At 73.0% G+C, this 16558-nt stretch carries 13 protein-coding genes; 7 read left to right on the top strand and 6 right to left on the bottom strand.

Translation table 11 applies throughout. The features are described 5' to 3' along the window. Window positions 1-154 precede the first annotated feature (154 nt). Window positions 155-967, bottom strand: a complete 813-nt coding sequence (locus ACIRG6_RS15445; protein WP_239764360.1) for a TetR family transcriptional regulator — start codon at window positions 965-967, stop codon at window positions 155-157. Between the two features lie 142 nt (window positions 968-1109). After that, the gene (locus ACIRG6_RS15440) at window positions 1110-2915 is read right to left on the bottom strand and encodes a 3-hydroxyacyl-CoA dehydrogenase family protein (protein ID WP_364682832.1); all 1806 of its coding nucleotides are present in this window, start codon (window positions 2913-2915) and stop codon (window positions 1110-1112) included. A gap of 376 nt (window positions 2916-3291) precedes the next feature. Here ACIRG6_RS15440 and ACIRG6_RS15435 point away from each other — a divergent pair, with 376 nt between their 5' ends. Continuing rightward, entirely contained in the window at window positions 3292-3885 is a 594-nt protein-coding gene (locus ACIRG6_RS15435) for an adenylosuccinate lyase (RefSeq protein ID WP_364682830.1), read from the top strand. Window positions 3886-3906: 21 nt separating this feature from the next. Here the strand turns inward: ACIRG6_RS15435 and ACIRG6_RS15430 are convergent, their stop codons facing one another. The 4 genes from ACIRG6_RS15430 to ACIRG6_RS15415 all read right to left on the bottom strand — a co-directional run bounded on the left by ACIRG6_RS15430 (window position 3907) and on the right by ACIRG6_RS15415 (window position 7788). Continuing rightward, a complete protein-coding gene (locus ACIRG6_RS15430; protein ID WP_364682907.1) occupies window positions 3907-4410 on the bottom strand; it encodes a GNAT family N-acetyltransferase in 504 nt (167 codons plus the stop codon). A gap of 20 nt (window positions 4411-4430) precedes the next feature. Then, window positions 4431-4829: a RidA family protein gene (locus ACIRG6_RS15425; protein WP_364682828.1), complete on the bottom strand. Its 399-nt coding sequence runs from the start codon at window positions 4827-4829 to the stop codon at window positions 4431-4433. A 68-nt stretch (window positions 4830-4897) separates the two neighbouring features. Then, on the bottom strand, window positions 4898-6475 hold the full coding sequence (locus ACIRG6_RS15420) for an alpha/beta hydrolase (protein ID WP_403322922.1): 1578 nt from the start codon (window positions 6473-6475) through the stop codon (window positions 4898-4900). Window positions 6476-6741: 266 nt separating this feature from the next. After that, window positions 6742-7788 carry an Rv2578c family radical SAM protein gene (locus ACIRG6_RS15415; protein WP_403322921.1) on the bottom strand — a complete coding sequence of 349 codons (1047 nt, stop codon included), beginning with the start codon at window positions 7786-7788 and terminating at the stop codon, window positions 6742-6744. A 157-nt stretch (window positions 7789-7945) separates the two neighbouring features. Between ACIRG6_RS15415 and ACIRG6_RS15410 the strand changes: the two genes are divergently transcribed. The 6 genes from ACIRG6_RS15410 (at window position 7946) to ACIRG6_RS15385 (ending at window position 16538) form a co-directional block, all read left to right on the top strand. Further along, window positions 7946-8389, top strand: coding sequence for an SRPBCC family protein (locus ACIRG6_RS15410; RefSeq protein WP_364823514.1), 444 nt, complete (start codon window positions 7946-7948; stop codon window positions 8387-8389). A 149-nt stretch (window positions 8390-8538) separates the two neighbouring features. Next, entirely contained in the window at window positions 8539-10941 is a 2403-nt protein-coding gene (locus ACIRG6_RS15405; protein ID WP_364682820.1) for an MFS transporter, read from the top strand. A gap of 530 nt (window positions 10942-11471) precedes the next feature. Further along, window positions 11472-12305 (top strand): M55 family metallopeptidase, encoded by an 834-nt coding sequence (locus ACIRG6_RS15400; RefSeq protein ID WP_318215194.1) that lies wholly within the window; start codon window positions 11472-11474, stop codon window positions 12303-12305. Then, a complete protein-coding gene (locus ACIRG6_RS15395; RefSeq protein WP_364682816.1) occupies window positions 12298-13617 on the top strand; it encodes a M20/M25/M40 family metallo-hydrolase in 1320 nt (439 codons plus the stop codon). Before ACIRG6_RS15400 ends, ACIRG6_RS15395 begins: the two co-directional genes overlap by 8 nt. 42 nt (window positions 13618-13659) lie before the next feature. Next, window positions 13660-15615, top strand: coding sequence for a S9 family peptidase (locus ACIRG6_RS15390; protein ID WP_403322917.1), 1956 nt, complete (start codon window positions 13660-13662; stop codon window positions 15613-15615). Further along, window positions 15612-16538, top strand: coding sequence for a S66 peptidase family protein (locus tag ACIRG6_RS15385; RefSeq protein ID WP_318215197.1), 927 nt, complete (start codon window positions 15612-15614; stop codon window positions 16536-16538). Before ACIRG6_RS15390 ends, ACIRG6_RS15385 begins: the two co-directional genes overlap by 4 nt. The last annotated feature ends 20 nt before the right edge of the window (window positions 16539-16558 follow it).

Below are 16558 nucleotides of genomic sequence, written 5' to 3'. Positions count from 1 at the left end.
GGCACTGAGTGCCAGAAACTGCACTCAGATGAAATCTTTACGCAACATATGAGCGATGATCGATCGAATGGGGGGTCACGCGGGGTGAAAAAGGGGCGTTGACATGCAAAAACGGCCACCCGGTGGGTGGCCGTCGTCACAGGGGAAAAGTCGGTCAGCGCTCCTTGAGCGCCTGCTCGATGGTGCGCATGATCTCGTGCAGCGGGGCGTCGGTGCGGGCGACCGTCACCAGCACCTCGCCCTCCACGGAGGCCGCGGAGGAGGCCGGCCGCGAGGACGCCGTACTGCGCCCGGCGCCGATGCCCGTGCCGAACGTCTTGCGCACGATCGCGAAGGCGTGGTCGAGCTGCGCCTCCACGTCGCCCTGGCCGCCCGCCCGCAGCCAGCGCCGCAGCACGTGGTTGTGGGCGGTGACCACGGCGGACGCGGCGACCTCCGCCAGCAGCGGGTCGTCGTTGGCGTCGTCGTCGTGCGCGTGCTCGTCGAAGTGGCCGAGCAGATACCGGGTGAAGAGACGCTCGTAGCGGGCCACCGACGCGATCTCCGCCTCGCGCAGGGTGGGCACCTCGCGGGTGAGCTTGTAGCGGGCGACCGAGATCTCCGGCCGGGCCGCGTACATCTTCATGACTTCCTTGATGCCGCGGCACACGGTGTCGAGCGGATGCTCGTGCGCGGGCGCCGCGTTGAGCACGGCCTCGGCGCGGACCAGGGTGTCGTCGTGGTCCGGGAAGATCGCCTCTTCCTTGGAGCGGAAGTGACGGAAGAACGTGCGGCGTGCGACGCCGGCCGCGGCCGCGATCTCGTCGACGGTGGTCGCCTCGTACCCCTTGGTCGCGAACAGCTCCATCGCCGCGGCCGCCAGCTCCCGGCGCATTTTGAGCCGCTGGGCGGCGGCTCGGCTGCCGGCCGCGCTCTCCGGCGCGTCGGGCGTAGCTGGTGTACGTGAGGACTTGGCGGGCTGGGACATGACCCGAACGTACTGCATGTGCGCAGCTCGATGCGCATGACCGGGGATTCCCCCGCCCGCGAAGGGCGGGGGAGACCCGGCCGGACCGAGCAGTCCGCCCCAGTCCTCCTCGGACCGGAACCAGTCGCCGGGAGGACCCGGCTCAGCGGCGGGCATATTCGCGGAAGCCGCGACCCGTCTTGCGGCCGAGGCAGCCCGCGGCCACCAGGTGCTCGAGCAGCGGCGCCGGGGCCAGCCCCGGGTCGCGGAACTCGCGGTGCAGCACCTTCTCGATGGCCAGCGACACGTCCAGCCCGACCACGTCCAGCAGCTCGAAGGGGCCCATCGGATAGCCGCCGCCCAGCTTCATCGCCGCGTCGATGTCGTCGAGCGTCGCGTAGTGCTCCTGCACCATCTTGACCGCGTTGTTGAGGTACGGGAACAGCAGCGCGTTCACGATGAACCCGGCGCGGTCGCCGCAGTCCACGGCGTGCTTGCGGACCTTGGCGCAGACCTCGCGGACGGTGGCGTGCACGTCGTCCGCCGTCAGCACCGTACGGACCACCTCGACCAGCTTCATGGCCGGCGCCGGGTTGAAGAAGTGCATGCCGATCACGTCCTGCGGGCGCGAGGTGGCGCGGGCGCAGGCGACGACGGGCAGGGACGAGGTGGTGGTGGCCAGCACCGCGCCGGGCTTGCAGACCTTGTCCAGCGTGGCGAACAGCTGCCGCTTGACCTCCAGATCCTCCGCGACCGCCTCCACGGCCAGCTCGACGTCGGCGAAGTCGTCGTACGTCCCCGTCGGCGTGATCCGCTCCAGCGTCTCGGCGGCGGCCTCGGCGGTGAGCCTGCCCTTGTCGACGCTGCGCGCCAGGGACTTGCCGACGCGGGCCTTGGCCGTCTGCGCCTTCTCCGCGCTGCGGGCGGCGAGGACGACCTGGTACCCGGCCTTGGCGAACACCTCCGCGATGCCGGACGCCATGGTGCCCGAGCCCGCGACACCCACGGAGCGCACGGAACGGCCGACGGCCGGGGTGTCGCTCGCGCGCGGGGTCAGGGCGTCCGGCACCACGGCCGCGCTGCCGGGCGCCTCGTAGGTGTAGAAGCCGCGCCCCGCCTTGCGGCCGGTCAGGCCGGCCTCGCTGAGCTGCTTCAGGATGGGCGCGGGGGCGTGCAGACGGTCGTGGGAGGCGGAGTACATGGCCTCCAGGACCGTACGCGCGGTGTCCACGCCGATCAGGTCCAGCAGCGCCAGCGGACCCATCGGCAGCCCGCAGCCCAGCCGCATCGCGGCGTCGATGTCCTCGCGGGAGGCGTAGTTCGCCTCGTACATCGCCGCGGCCTGGTTGAGGTACCCGAACAGCAGCCCGTCGGCCACGAAACCGGGCCGGTCGCCCACCGCGACGGGCTCCTTGCCGAGGTCCAGGGCGAGGTCGGTGACCGCCGCGACGGCGGCCGGCGCGGTCAGCACGGAGGAGACGACCTCCACCAGCTTCATCGCCGGCGCCGGGTTGAAGAAGTGCAGGCCCAGGACCCGCTCCGGACGGGCCGAGTCCGCGGCCAGCCGGGTCACCGACAGCGCGTTGGTGCCCGTCGCCAGGATCGTTGCGGGGCGCACGATCCCGTCCAGTTCCCGGAAGATCTGCTGCTTGATCTCGTACGACTCCGGCGCCACCTCGATGACGAGGTCGGCGTCGGCCGCGGCCCGCAGGTCCGTGGCGGTACGGACCCGGGCGAGCGCGTCGGCGCGCTCCCGCTCGGTCAGGCGCCCGCGCTCCACGGCACGGGCGGTGGACGCCTCCAGCGCGGCGACGGCCGTCGCGGCCTGCGCCTCGCTGATGTCGATGCCGACCACGTCACGGCCGGCCCGGGCCAGGACCTCGGCGATACCGGTGCCCATCGTGCCGAGGCCGACGACGGCGACGGTGCGGAGCGGGGACAGAGGGGTGTCGGACTGGGGAGTGGCCATCGCGGGACTCCTGGAATGAGGGTGACGACGGAACGCCCGGGTGCGCCGAGGGGCGCACCGGGTGCGTGGGAGTGAGGAGTGCGGGTGTTGCCGGGCTGCATGCGCACACGCCCGGTGCCGTCCGCAGGGCGTGCACACGCCCGGGCGGCGGCGGGGTCCGACCGGCCCTGTCCCGAGGCCGGGTCGCACTGCGGTGCCCGAGGCACCGAACCTGCTGATCTGCTCTCACGAAGGCTGCGTCACCAAACCGTCGTGAGGAGTGCTGCGAGTGGGTGACCCGCTCGTCTGAGATTAACTCGCGGGTAACGAGCGCGCCAGCCCCCGGTGTTCGTGATGTAGGTCCCACACGGCGTGTGACCCGCCTAACCTCGGTGTCATGGACGAAGAGTTGCGATCGCTCACGGAGCGCTTACGGGCCGAGGCGGCCGCCTCCGGTACGCCGGACGCCGTGACGGCGTGCGACCGGCTCGCCAGGACCGGGGACCACGACGCACTGGCCGCGGTGCTCACCGAGCCCGGACAGCCGCTGTGGGCCCGGGAGCTGGCCGCGTTCCGCCTGGGGCTGGCGGGGGACCGGCGGGCCTTCGAGTCCCTGGTGCTGCTCCTCAACCACCGCGACCCGCCGCGCTGCGCCTCGGCCGCCCATGCCCTCGCCCGGCTCGGCGACCCGCGCACCGCCCGCGCCGCCGCCGCCCTCGCCACCAACGAACTGCGCGTCGCCTACGCCCTGCAGCCGGTGCGCCTGCTGGTCGAGCTGCGCGCCCCGGAGGCGGTGCCCGCGTTGATCACCACCCTGGCGCGCCGGCTGCGCCCGCACGACCCGTACCGGCGGGTGGCGCTCGCCTGTGTCGAAGGGCTCGGCTCGCTCGGCGACGAACGGGCCGCGCCCGTGCTGAAGGACGCCCTCGCCCACCCGGCGCTGGCCGAGGCGGCGGTGCGGGCACTGGCACGGATCCCGGGGCAGCGGTGAGCCGCCGGCCGGTACCCTCCGTCAGCCGGTGAGCGGCCTGGCGTACCGCACCTCGGGCACCGCGACGCCGTCCACGTCGAACGACTCCACGGCGCCGTCGGCGTGGAAACCCGCCCGCTCGTAGAAGTGCCGGGCGCGGGCGTTGCCCTCGAGCACCCACAGCAGCATCCGCGGGTGCCCGGCGGCTGCGCACCGGCCCGCCGACTCCCGCAGCAGGGCCTGCCCGACGCCGCTGCCGAAACGGCCGGTGTCGACGTAGATCGCGTACAACTCGGCGTCCGCGGTGCGCAGTTCGCCCTCCCGGTACGGCCCGTGGCAGGCCCAGCCGACGACGTCGCCGGCGTCGTCCTCCGCGACCAGGTTCACCAGGCCGGCCGGTGCCCGGGTGAAGAGGGCGCGGCGCCGCTCGGCGTCCTCGGTGACACTGAGTCCGTCGAGGTACGGCTGCGGCATCAGGTCCCGGTACGCCGACTGCCAGCCCCGGATGCGGATCTCGGACACGCGGTCGCAGTCGGCGAGCGTCATCTCCCGCACGCGCGGCCCGCTCACGGGGCCACGACCGCGAGCGCCTCGATCTCCATCAGGAACTCCGGCCGCACCAGCGAGGCGACCTGCACCGCGGAGGCGGCCGGCAGCCGGTCGTCGGGTATGTGCTCGGCGCGCGCCGCGCGGATCGCGGGCATGTGCGCCATGTCCGTGACGAAGAAGGTCAGCTTCACCACGTCGTCGAAGCCGGCGCCGGCCGCGGACAGGCAGCGCCGCAGGTTCTCGAAGACCTGCCGTGCCTGGGCCGCCGCGTCGCCCTCACCGACGAGCGTGCCGTCCTCGTCCAGCGCGAGCTGGCCGGAGACGGCCACGAACCGCCCCGTACCGAGGACGACGTGGCTGTACTGGGCGGCGGGGGCGACGCCGTCGGGGGCGGCGATCCTGGTCAGCTCACTCATGCCCCCATGGTGGACCATGGCACCGACAGCGCCCCCGACGGACCGTCAGACGCCGGGAGCGCTCGGCGTCAGCTCCGGAAGCCGAGCAGGCCGTGCAGCGTGGAGCCGCGCGAGGACGTCGACGCCGCCTTGGACTCCAGCGGTTCCGGGGCGGGCAGCGTCGCGCACACGGCGTCGGCCTCACCGGTGCCGCGCGGCACGGTGCCGTCGGCCAGATAGGCGGCCAGGTGCTCGTCCAGGCAGGCGTTCCCGCTCAGCGTGATGCCGTGGTTGCCGCCGCCCTCCTCGACGACCAGGCTGGAGTCGCCCAGCAGCCGGTGCACGGTGACGCCGCCCTCGTAGGGGGTGGCCGCGTCATCCGTCGCCTGGAACACCAGCGCGGGCGGCAGCTGCTGGTTGGCGACGTCCACGGCCTGCCGGGAGGCCGTCGGCCAGAAGGCGCACGGTGCGTTGTACCAGGCGTTGTTCCAGGTCATGAACGGCGCCTTCTGGTACGCGGCCCAGTTGTCCTCGCGCCACTCGTCCCAGTCGCGCGGCCAGCCGGCGTCGCGGCACTGCACCGAGGTGTAGACGCTGTAGCCGTTGTCACCGGAGGCGTCCAGCGCGCCGAAGTCCTCGTACGCCTCGACGAGCGGGGCGGCGTTCCCGTCGTTCACGTACGCCGCGAACGCCTCCGCCAGGTAGGGCCAGTAGCCGTTGTAGTAGCCGCCCGGAAGGAAGGTGTCCTCCAGTTCCGCGGCACCCACCTTTCCCCCGGCGGGGCTCTTCGCGAGCGCAGCCCGCATCGCGTACCACGCGGCCTCGATCCGTTCCGGGTCGGTACCGAGCCCGTACCTCGTGTCGTGCTTCGCGATCCAGGCCATGAAGGCGCGGTGGCGGTCGTCGAAGGTGTGGTCCTGGTCGAGGTTGGCGCGGTACCAGACGTCGGTCGGGTCGACGACCGAGTCCAGGACCAGGCGCCGCACCCGCTGCGGGTAGAGCTTGGCGTAGACGGCGCCCAGGTAGGTGCCGTAGGAGTAGCCGAAGTAATTGATCTTCTCCGAGCCGAGTGCCCCGCGGATCGCGTCCATGTCCCGCGCGGCGCTGACGGTGTCGATGTGGGGCAGGACGTCCGCGTACTTCTTGCCGCAGGCCTGAGCGAAGGACTTCGCGCGCGTGAGGTTGGCGCTCTCGACGGCCGGCGAGACCGGCAGCGTGTCGGGGCGCACCGCGGCGAAGTGACCCGGCCGGCAGTCCAGGGCCGGCGTGCTCCTGCCGACCCCCCTCGGGTCGAAGCCGACGACGTCGTACTGGGCGGCCACCTTCCTGGGCAGCGAGGACGCCACGAACCCGGCGAGCGTCAGACCGCTGCCGCCGGGCCCGCCGGGGTTGACCAGCAGCGGGCCCTGGTACGTCTTGGCGGTGTGCGGGACGCGGGACAGGGCCAGGGTGATCCGCTTCCCGGCCGGGCGGGCGTGGTCGAGCGGCACCGTGAGCGACGCGCACTGCAGCGTCGGATAGTCGTCCGTCCCGCACTTCTTCCAGTCGATCCCGGCGGCGCGCGGGGCGTCGGCGGGCAGCGGGGCGCCGGCCTCGGCGGGGACGGCCGTGACGGCACCGGCCGCGATGACGGCGGCGCCGCACAGCACGGCTGCGCGTTGTCTCATGGAGACTCCCGGGAACGGAGAGGCTGACGGAGAGTGCGGCCCGCGAGGGTCGCGGTCCTCGCCGCATCGTCCCGGGAAGAGCCCCCGGAGGAACGCGTACTGTCCATATGTGACCCGATTGGTCCGCCGGATCCCCCCGAATGCTCCCGAGCGGGCGCCAAGGCTGGACCGGGCGGGCCGGTCGCCGCCTCAGCTCGGGCCTGGCCCGACTTTATGGGACCGTCGGCTGCAGCCGAAGCGCGGGACGCGCCACCGGCCACCGACCCTCACATGAACGACAGCTGCACCGGCTCCGTCGTAGGGGACGCGTCCGCCTGCTCCGCCCGCTCGCTCTCGGTCCGGCGTGGCATTCCCGGGCGCGTCGGTCCGATGCCGTACTCCTGGGCCAGGGCGTGCACTTGGCCCGTGATCCGGCGCTGGTACCACTTCGGGGCGTAGGCGCCGTCCGCGTACAGGCGTTCGTAGCGGCGTACCAGGTGCGGGTGGTGCTGTCCCAGCCAGGCCATGAACCATTCCCGGGCGCCCGGGCGCAGATGCAGGACCAGGGGTGTCACCGACGCGGCGCCGGCCGCGGCGATGGCGCGGACCGTGGCGCGCAGCTGCGCCGGCTCGTCGCTGAGGAAGGGGATGACCGGCGCCATCAGCACCCCGCAGCCGATGCCGTGCCCGGTCAGGGTCCGTACGACGTCCAGCCGGCGTTCCGGTGCGGGCGTGCCGGGCTCCACCGTGCGCCACAGCTCGGTGTCGGTGAAGCCGACCGAGACGGAGATGCCGACGTCCGTGACGCGTGCCGCCCGGGTCAGCAGGTCCAGGTCGCGCAGGATCAGCGTGCCCTTGGTGAGGATCGAGAAGGGGTTCGCGCGCTCGGTCAGGGCCGTGATGATGCCCGGCATGAGGCGGTAGCGGCCCTCGGCGCGCTGGTAGCAGTCGACGTTGGTGCCCATCGCCACGTGCTCGCCCTGCCAGCGGCGGGAGGCCAGCTGGCGGCGCAGCAGTTCGGGGGCGTTCACCTTGACGACGATCTGCGAGTCGAAGCCGAGGCCCGTGTCGAGGTCCAGATAGCTGTGCGTCTTGCGCGCGAAGCAGTACACGCAAGCGTGCGAGCAGCCCCGGTAGGGGTTCACCGTCCATTCGAACGGCATCCGCGAGGCGCCCGGCACCCGGTTGAGGATCGAGCGGGCCCGCACCTCGTGGAAGGTGATGCCGCGGAACTCGGGCGTGTCGAAGGTGCGGGTGGTCACCGCGTCCGCGCCGAACAGCGCGGGATCAGCGGCCCGGGCGTGGTCGGAGTCCGTGAGGTTCTCCCAGCGCATGACGCCTCCTCGGTAGCACTCCCCACAGAATAGAACACATGTTCCCTTGATCGTGCGGGTGCGTCGCACGACGCCGTTTCGCGCCCCCGGATTTGGTGGCCGGGCGGCGGGGTGGTTGGCTTGCCCCGTCCCCGAGAACCAGCCCTGGAGGAACCCGATGGCGCAGGTCGAGGCCACGACGGAGCGGATCGTCGCCGCGGACGCGGAGACGGTGTTCGACACGCTCGCCGACTACAGCGGCGCGCGCGAGAAGCTGCTGCCCGAGCACTTCAGCGAGTACGAGGTCCGCGAGGGCGGTGACGGCGAGGGCACCCTCGTGCACTGGAAGCTCCAGGCCACCAGCAAGCGCATCCGCGACTGCCTGCTGGAGGTCAGCGAGCCGAGCGACGGCGAGCTCGTCGAGAAGGACCGCAACTCCTCCATGGTCACCACCTGGCGGGTCACCCCGGCCGGCGAGGGCAGGTCCCGGGTCGTGGTCACCAGCACCTGGAAGGGCGCCGGCGGCATCGGCGGCTTCTTCGAGAAGACCTTCGCGCCCAAGGGGCTGGGCCGGATCTACGACGCGATGCTCGCCAAGCTCGCCGCCGAGGTGGAGAAGTAGTCAACGTCCCCTTCGAATAAGGGTGTTGGCCATCTCACCGGTTCGAGTGATCCTCGGCTGATCGCGCCGTACGCCGTAACTTGTCGCACTTGCTCGTAGTTGTCGCCTCTGGCGGCAAAAGTGAGCAGGTGCGACGAGGGGAGCGGTACGTGGGCGGGATCACTCTGGTGCAGGACGAACCGGTCACCGCGCCACCCCCGGAGGCGCCCGAGGCCCCCGCTCCCGAGCCGGACCGGGACGCCGGGCTCAGCCCCCGCCGGGTGCGGCTGGTCTTCGTCGGACTGATGCTGGCCCTGCTGCTCGCCGCGCTGGAGCAGATGATCGTCGCCACGGCGCTGCCGAAGATCGTCGGCGAGCTGCACGGCCTGGACAAGATGTCCTGGGCGATCACCGCCTACCTGCTCACCTCCACCGTCGGACTGCCGATCTACGGCAAGCTCGGCGACCTCTTCGGCCGCAAGGGCGTCTTCCAGTTCGCCATCCTGGTCTTCGTCATCGGCTCGGCGCTCGCCGGGCGCGCGCAGACCATGGACCAGCTGATCGCCTTCCGCGCGGTGCAGGGCGTCGGCGCCGGCGGCCTGATGATCGGCGTGCAGGCGATCATCGCCGACATCGTGCCGCCCAGGGAACGCGGCCGGTTCATGGGACTGATCGGCGCCGCCTTCGGACTCGCCTCGGTCGCCGGGCCCCTGCTGGGCGGCTACTTCACCGACCACCTCTCCTGGCGCTGGTGCTTCTACATCAACGTGCCCTTCGGCCTCGTCACCATGGCCGTCGTCGCCGTCGTCCTGAAACTGCCCCGGCCCCGCGTCAAGCCCCGCCTGGACTTCCTCGGCGCCCTGCTGCTCGCCACCGCCTCCACCTGCCTGGTGCTGCTCACCAGCTGGGGCGGCACCGAGTACGCGTGGGACTCGACGGTCATCCTCGGCCTCGCCGCCGGCGCGGTCGCGGCCACCGTCCTCTTCCTGATCGCCGAGCACTTCGCACCCGAACCGCTGATCCCGCTGCGCCTGTTCCGGGACTCCGTCTTCAACGTCACCGCGCTGGTCGGCCTCGTCGTCGGCGTCGCCCTGTTCGGCGCCGCGAGCTACCTGCCGACCTTCCTCCAGATGGTCGACGGCGCCAGCGCCACCGAGTCCGGCCTGCTGATGCTCCCCATGATGGGCGGCATCGTCGGCGCCTCGATCATCTCCGGGCAGCTCATCAGCCGCACCGGGCACTACCGGATCCACCCCATCCTCGGCGGGGCGCTGTCCGTCCTCGGCATGTGGCTGCTCTCCCGCCTCGACGTCGACACACCCCGGCTGCACTACAGCATCTGGATGGCCGTCCTCGGCGCCGGCATCGGCATGGTGATGCCCGTCCTGGTCCTGGCCGTGCAGAACTCCGTACGCCCCGCCGACCTCGGCACCGCCACCAGCGCCAACAACTACTTCCGGCAGATCGGCGGCAGCGTCGGCGCCGCCGTCTTCGGCACCCTCTTCGCGGGCCGGCTCACCGACGCCCTGGCCGACCGCGTTCCCGCCGGCGCGGGCACCGGACTGCCCGACGCCGAGTCCATCACCCCGCAGCTCGTCCACACCCTGCCCCCGGCGCTGCGCGACGCCTACATCCAGGCGTACGCCGACGCCATGCCGCGCATCTTCCTGTACCTGGTGCCGGTACTCGCCCTCGGCCTGCTCATCGCCTTCTTCCTCAAGGAGAAACCACTGGTGTCCCACAACGCCCCCGTCACCGAGCCCGAGACCGCGCTGCCCACCGCCCACGTCCCCCAGGCCCGTTCGCCCTACGCCGCCGGGATCGCCGTCTGCGGCACGGTGCAGCACCCCGACGGCACCGTGGTGCCCCGCGCCGCGCTCACCCTGATCGACGTCGGCGGGCAGCAGATCGGCCGCGGCGCCAGTGGCGACGACGGACGGTACGCGCTGGCCACGCCCGGCTCCGGGTCGTACGTCCTGATCGCCGCGGCCGGTGGTCACCAGCCGCAGGCGGTCTCCGTGACCGTGGGCGAGCGCCCGGTCGAGCTGGACGTGGTCCTCGGCGGCGCCGGTCGCCTGGCCGGCAGCGTCGTCACCGCCGACGGCAGCCCCGTCCGGGACGCGATCGTCACCCTCACCAACGTCCACGGCGAGGTCGTGGCCACCACCCGCAGCGCCCGCGAGGGCAGTTACGTCATCACCGAGCTGGTGGCCGGCGAGTACACCCTCGCCGCCAGCGCGCCCGCCTTCCGCCCGGCCGCCCTGCCGGTCAGCGTCCAGGCCGCCCGCGAGACCCGGCAGGACGTCGAACTGGCCGGCGGGGCCGTCCTGCGCGGCACCGTGCGGGCCAGCGGCGGACGGGCCGTGGAGGACGCGCGCGTGACGCTCCTCGACGCGGCCGGGAACGTCGTGGACACCCTGACCACCGGCCCCGACGGCACCTTCCGCTTCGTCGACCTGTCGTCCGGCGAGTACACCGTCATCGCCGCCGGCTACCCGCCCGTCGCCACCGTGCTCCAGGTCGCGGGCGGCGGCCGCACCGAACGGGACCTGCAGCTCGGGCACGAGGACTGACACCCACGGGCATCGCCGGCGCGGGGCCTGACACAGCCTGCCCGGCGATGACACACGAGTTCAGTCATGTGCCGGCCCGCTGGGGCGCCCGGGCCGGGTCCGCAGCCGAGTGCGCGACGCGGCTGGTGGCCTTCCTGACCCGGCTGACGGCGCTCCACCCGGGGCCGGCCGCATGGGACGGCCTGGTCGGGGAGGACGAGACACTGCCGCCCGAGGCGTGGCGCCTGGGACCCGACGTGGCACGGGCGGAGCGGTTCGCGCGGCAGTGCCGGCGCGACGACGGCGCCCCTCTTCGTGCGTACGGCGTGACCGGTCCCGGCGCTGCTTCCTGTGGTGCCGGCGTCGACTCGGTACAGGGCGACCGGACCGGAGGGCTGGTCGTGGGCCGTACGGGGTGGGTTCAGTGGTCCGGACCACCGACAGTTGTCCACAGGCCTGGCCGAGGCGGCCCGGCAGCGCGTACGGTTTCGAGGCATGAAGATCCCCGCCGCCCCACGGCAAGCCTCTGACCTGCGAATGGACCACGATTCGTGAAAATCCTCATCAGCGCCGACATGGAGGGCGCCACCGGAGTCACCTGGCCGGCCGACGTGCTGCCGGGGACCCCGCAGTGGGAGCGGTGCCGGTCGATGTTCACCTCGGACGTGAACGCCGCCGTGCAGGGCTTCTTCGACGGCGGCGCCGACGAGGTGCTCGTCAACGAGGCGCACTGGAGCATGCGCAACCTGCTTCTGGAGCGGCTCGACGAGCGGACCGAGATGCTCACCGGGCGGCACAAGGCCCTGTCCATGGTCGAGGGCGTGCAGCACGGGGACGTGGACGGCATCGCCTTCATCGGCTACCACGCCGGCGCCGGCATGGAGGGCGTCCTCGCGCACACCTACCTCGCCAACCAGCTCACCGGCGTGTGGCTGAACGACGTACGGGCCAGTGAGGGCCTGCTCAACGCCCACGTGGTCGCCGAGTACGGGGTGCCGGTGGTGCTGGTCACCGGCGACGACGTGGCCTGCGAGGACGCGCTCGGGTACGCGCCGGAGGCGCGGAAGGTCGCGGTCAAGGACCATGTGTCGCGCTACGCGGCCGTGTGCCGCACACCCGCCAGGACCGCTGCCGACATCCGGGCCGCGGCCAAGGAGGCCGCCGCGCTCGCGGTGCGGCACGAGCCGGTGACCGGCGGGCCGTTCACCCTCGCCCTGGAGTTCGACGCCGAGCACCTGGCGGCGGCCTCGACCGTGGTGCCCGGGGTGGCGCAGGTCGGGGAGCGGAAGGTGGCGTACACCCACGACACGATGTTCGAGGCGATCCGGACGTTCAAGGCGGTCACGACGATCGTCTCGGCGGCGGTGGAGGAGCAGTATGGCTGAGCACACGGGGACCGACGCGCAGGCGCTCGACGAGGTCGTCCGGTTCACCTCCGACCTCATCCGGATCGACACCACCAACCGGGGCGGCGGCGACTGCCAGGAGCGGCCGGCCGCCGAGTACGCCGCCGAGCGGCTCGCCGAGGCCGGCATCGAGCCCACGCTGCTGGAGCGGACCCCGGGCCGCACCAACGTCGTGGCCCGCATCGAGGGCACCGACCCGTCCGCCGACGCGCTGCTCGTCCACGGTCACCTGGACGTGGTGCCCGCCGAGGCCGGCGACTGGAGCGTGCACCCCTTCTCCGGGGAGATCCGCGACGGCGTCGTCTGGGGGCGCGGCGCGGTCGACATGAAGAACATGGACGCGATGATTCTCGCCGTCGCCCGCACCTGGGCCCGGCAGGGCGTGCGGCCCCGGCGGGACGTGGTGATCGCGTTCACCGCGGACGAGGAGGCCAGCGCCGAGGACGGCTCCGGCTTCCTCGCCGACCGGCACGCCGCGCTGTTCGAGGGCTGTACCGAGGGCGTCAGCGAGTCCGGGGCGTTCACCTTCCACGACGGCGGCGGCCGGCAAATCTACCCGATCGCCGCGGGCGAGCGCGGCACCGGCTGGCTGAAGCTCACCGCGCGCGGACGGGCCGGACACGGCTCCAAGGTGAACCGGGAGAACGCGGTCACCCGCCTCGCGGCGGCCGTCACCCGCATCGGCGAGCACGAGTGGCCGCTGCGGCTGACCCCGACCGTCGGCGCCGCCCTCACCGAACTCGCCGCCCTGTACGGCATCGACACCGATCTGAACGACGTCGACGCCCTGCTGGACAAGCTCGGACCGGCCGCCAAGCTGGTCGAGGCCACCGTCCGCAACAGCAGCAACCCGACCATGCTGGACGCCGGGTACAAGCTCAACGTCATCCCGGGCCAGGCGGTCGCCCACGTCGACGGGCGGTTCCTGTACGGCTGCGAGGACGAGTTCCGCGACACCCTCGACCGGCTCACCGGGCCGGACGTGGACTGGGAGTTCGCCCACCGCGAGGTCGCCCTCCAGGCACCGGTGGACTCGCCGACGTTCGCGAGGATGCGGGCAGCCGTCGAGGAGTTCGCCCCCGAGGGACACGTCGTGCCGTACTGCATGTCCGGCGGCACCGACGCCAAGCAGTTCTCGCGGCTCGGCATCACCGGCTACGGGTTCGCGCCGCTGAGGCTGCCGGAGGGCTTCGACTACCAGGCCCTCTTCCACGGCGTCGACGAACGCGTCCCCGTCGAGGCACTGCACTTCGGTGTCCGCGTCCTCGACCGGTTCCTGCGCACCGCCTAGCGCCCGCTCGACAAGGCTCTGGAGAAGAAGTTGGGGGAGTCAGTGCAGACTCTGGCGTACGGATCGTGGCCCTCGCCGATCGACGCGGCGCTCGCCGCCGCGCACGACGGGCGGCCCGAGGACGTGGGCTTCGTCGGCGACGAGGTGTGGTGGACGGCGCCCAGGCCCACCGAGGGCGGCCGGCGCACCCTGGTCCGGCGGTACCCGGACGGCACCGAGGAACCGGTGCTGCCCGCGCCGTGGAACGTGCGCAGCCGCGTCATCGAGTACGGCGGCCGGCCCTGGGCCGCGCTCACGGCCCCCGCCGGGCCGCTGGTGGTCTTCGTGAACTTTGCCGACCAGCGGCTGTACGCCTACGAGCCGGGCGGCGCCGAGCCGCGTCCGCTGACCCCCGTCTCCCCGGTGGGCGGCGGGCTGCGCTGGGCGGAACCGCAACCGCGCCCCGAACGCGGCGAGGTGTGGTGCGTGCTGGAGGAGTTCACCGGAGACGGACCGAGCGACGTGCGCCGGGTCCTGGCGGCGGTGCCGCTGGACGGATCGGCGGCCGACGACCGGGGAGCGGTGCGCGAACTCAGCGACGACCGGCACCGGTTCGTCACCGGCCCGCGCGTCTCGCCCGACGGGCGGCGCGCCGCCTGGCTCGCCTGGGACCATCCGCGCATGCCCTGGGACGGCACCGAGCTGATCGTCGCCGACATCGGCCCCGAGGGCACGTTCCGGGACGCCCGGACCGTCGCCGGCGGCCCCGAGGAGTCGATCGCCCAGGCCGACTGGGCCCCCGACGGCGCCCTGCTGTACGCCTCGGACCGCACCGGCTGGTGGAACCTGTACCGCGACGGGCGACCGCTGTGCACCCGCGAGGAGGAGTTCGGCGGGCCCCTGTGGAAGCTCGGACAGCGCTGGTTCGCGCCGCTGGACAGCGGCCTGATCGCCGTCCTGCACGGCCGCGGCGCCGCCGCCCTCGGCATACTCGACCCGGAGACCGGCGAGGTCGTCGACGCGGCCGGCCCCTGGACCGAGTTCGCGGCCACCCTCGCCGCCCACGGTGAGCGGGTGGTGTCCGTCGGCGCCGGTCCGCGCAGCGGCTACGAGGTGGTGGAGCTGGACACGCGCACCGGCCGGGCCCGCGTGATCGGTGCCCCGCACGCCGACGCCGTGGACCCCGCCCACTACCCCGAACCGCAGATCCGCACCTTCACCGGCCCCGGCGGACGCGACATCCACGCGCACGTCTACCCGCCGCACCACCCCGCCTGCGCCGCCCCCGACGGCGAACTGCCGCCGTACGTGATCTGGGCGCACGGCGGCCCCACCAGCCGGTCGCCGCTGGTACTGGACCTGGAGATCGCCTACTTCACCTCGCGCGGCATCGGCGTCGCGGAGGTCGACTACGGCGGCTCGACGGGACACGGCCGGGAGTACCGCAACCGGCTGCGCGAGCAGTGGGGCGTCGTCGACGTGGAGGACTGCGAGGCCGTCGCCCTGGCCCTCGCCGACGAGGGCGCCGCGGACCGGGCACGGCTCGCCGTGAGGGGCGGCAGTGCCGGCGGCTGGACGGCGGCCGCGTCGCTCACCGCCACCGACGTCTACGCCTGCGGCACGGTCATCTACCCGATCCTCGACCTGACCGGCTGGGGCACGGGGGAGACCCACGACTTCGAGTCGCAGTACCTGGACAGCCTGATCGGGCCCCTCGCCGAGGTGCCGGACCGATACGCGGAGCGGTCGCCCGTCGAGCACGCCGACCGCGTCACCGCGCCGTTCCTGCTGCTGCAGGGCCTCGACGACGTGATCTGCCCGCCCGTCCAGTGCGAGCGGTTCCTCACCCGCATGGCGGGCCGCGGCGTACCGCACGCCTACATCGCCTTCGAGGGAGAGGGACACGGCTTCCGCCGGGCGGAGACGATGGTGCGCGCCCTGGAGTCCGAACTCTCCCTCTACGCACAGGTCTTCGGGCTGGAGTCGCCCGGCGTCCCCACCCTGGAGCTGACCGAGTGAAACCCCTGCTGCGTCCGTCCCGGCTCGGACCGGGCGCCCGTGTCGCCGTCGTCGCGCCCAGCGGACCGGTGCCCGAGGAGCGGTTGCAGGCGGGCCTCGACGTGCTGCGCGGCTGGGACCTCGACCCCGTCGTGGCGCCGCACGTCCTGGACCGGCACGCCACCTTCGACTACCTCGCCGGCACCGACGCCGACCGCGCCGCCGACCTCCAGAGCGCCTGGTGCGACCCGGCCGTGGACGCCGTGCTGTGCGCCCGCGGCGGGTACGGCGTCCAGCGCATGATCGACCTGCTCGACTGGGAGGCAATGCGCGCGGCCGGACCCAAGGTGTTCGTCGGCTTCAGCGACATCACCTCGTTGCACGAGGCGTTCGCCCGCCGGCTGGGCCTGGTCACGCTGCACGGGCCGATGGCCGCGGGCATCGACTTCCTCAAGAACGCGCGGGCACAGGACCACCTGAAGGCCACCCTGTTCGCCCCGGAGACGGTCCGCGTCATCGCCTCCGACGGCAGCACGCCGATGGTGCCCGGCCGCGCGCGGGGCGTCACCCTCGGCGGCTGCCTCGCCCTGCTCGCCGCCGAGCTCGGCACCCCGCACGCCCGGCCCTCCGCCCACGGCGGGCTGCTGTGCCTGGAGGACGTGGGGGAGGAGCCGTACCGCCTCGACCGCTGCCTCACCCAGCTGCTGCGCGCCGGCTGGCTCGACGGCGTCGCCGGGGTGCTGCTCGGGTCGTGGGAGCAGTGCGAGCCCGCCGAGCGGCTGCGCCCGATGCTGGCCGACCGCCTCGCCGGTCTCGGGGTGCCGGTCGTCGAGGACTTCGGCTTCGGCCACTGCGCGGGGGCGCTGACCGTCCCCTTCGGAGTGACGGCGGAACTCGACGCGGACGCGGGCACCTTGACGCTGGACGAACCGGCGCTGCGCTGACCGGGCAGCCCGCCCGGGTG

The organism is Streptomyces flaveolus (genome assembly GCF_044765825.1).
Taxonomy (GTDB): Bacteria; Actinomycetota; Actinomycetes; order Streptomycetales; family Streptomycetaceae; genus Streptomyces; species Streptomyces flaveolus.
The sequence above is the reverse complement of the archived record's forward strand: the minus strand, read 5'-3'. Positions and strand labels throughout refer to the sequence as shown.

What these genes read in the sequence shown, in the direction of transcription:
- ACIRG6_RS15410 (WP_364823514.1), top strand. Translation starts at nt 7,946, where the DNA reads ATGGCGCAGGTCGAGGCCACGACGGAGCGGATCGTCGCCGCGGACGCG.
- ACIRG6_RS15420 (WP_403322922.1), bottom strand. Translation starts at nt 6,475, where the DNA reads ATGAGACAACGCGCAGCCGTGCTGTGCGGCGCCGCCGTCATCGCGGCC.
- ACIRG6_RS15435 (WP_364682830.1), top strand. Translation starts at nt 3,292, where the DNA reads ATGGACGAAGAGTTGCGATCGCTCACGGAGCGCTTACGGGCCGAGGCG.
- ACIRG6_RS15430 (WP_364682907.1), bottom strand. Translation starts at nt 4,410, where the DNA reads ATGACGCTCGCCGACTGCGACCGCGTGTCCGAGATCCGCATCCGGGGC.
- ACIRG6_RS15445 (WP_239764360.1), bottom strand. Translation starts at nt 967, where the DNA reads ATGTCCCAGCCCGCCAAGTCCTCACGTACACCAGCTACGCCCGACGCG.
- ACIRG6_RS15440 (WP_364682832.1), bottom strand. Translation starts at nt 2,915, where the DNA reads ATGGCCACTCCCCAGTCCGACACCCCTCTGTCCCCGCTCCGCACCGTC.
- ACIRG6_RS15425 (WP_364682828.1), bottom strand. Translation starts at nt 4,829, where the DNA reads ATGAGTGAGCTGACCAGGATCGCCGCCCCCGACGGCGTCGCCCCCGCC.
- ACIRG6_RS15415 (WP_403322921.1), bottom strand. Translation starts at nt 7,788, where the DNA reads ATGCGCTGGGAGAACCTCACGGACTCCGACCACGCCCGGGCCGCTGAT.
- ACIRG6_RS15395 (WP_364682816.1), top strand. Translation starts at nt 12,298, where the DNA reads ATGGCTGAGCACACGGGGACCGACGCGCAGGCGCTCGACGAGGTCGTC.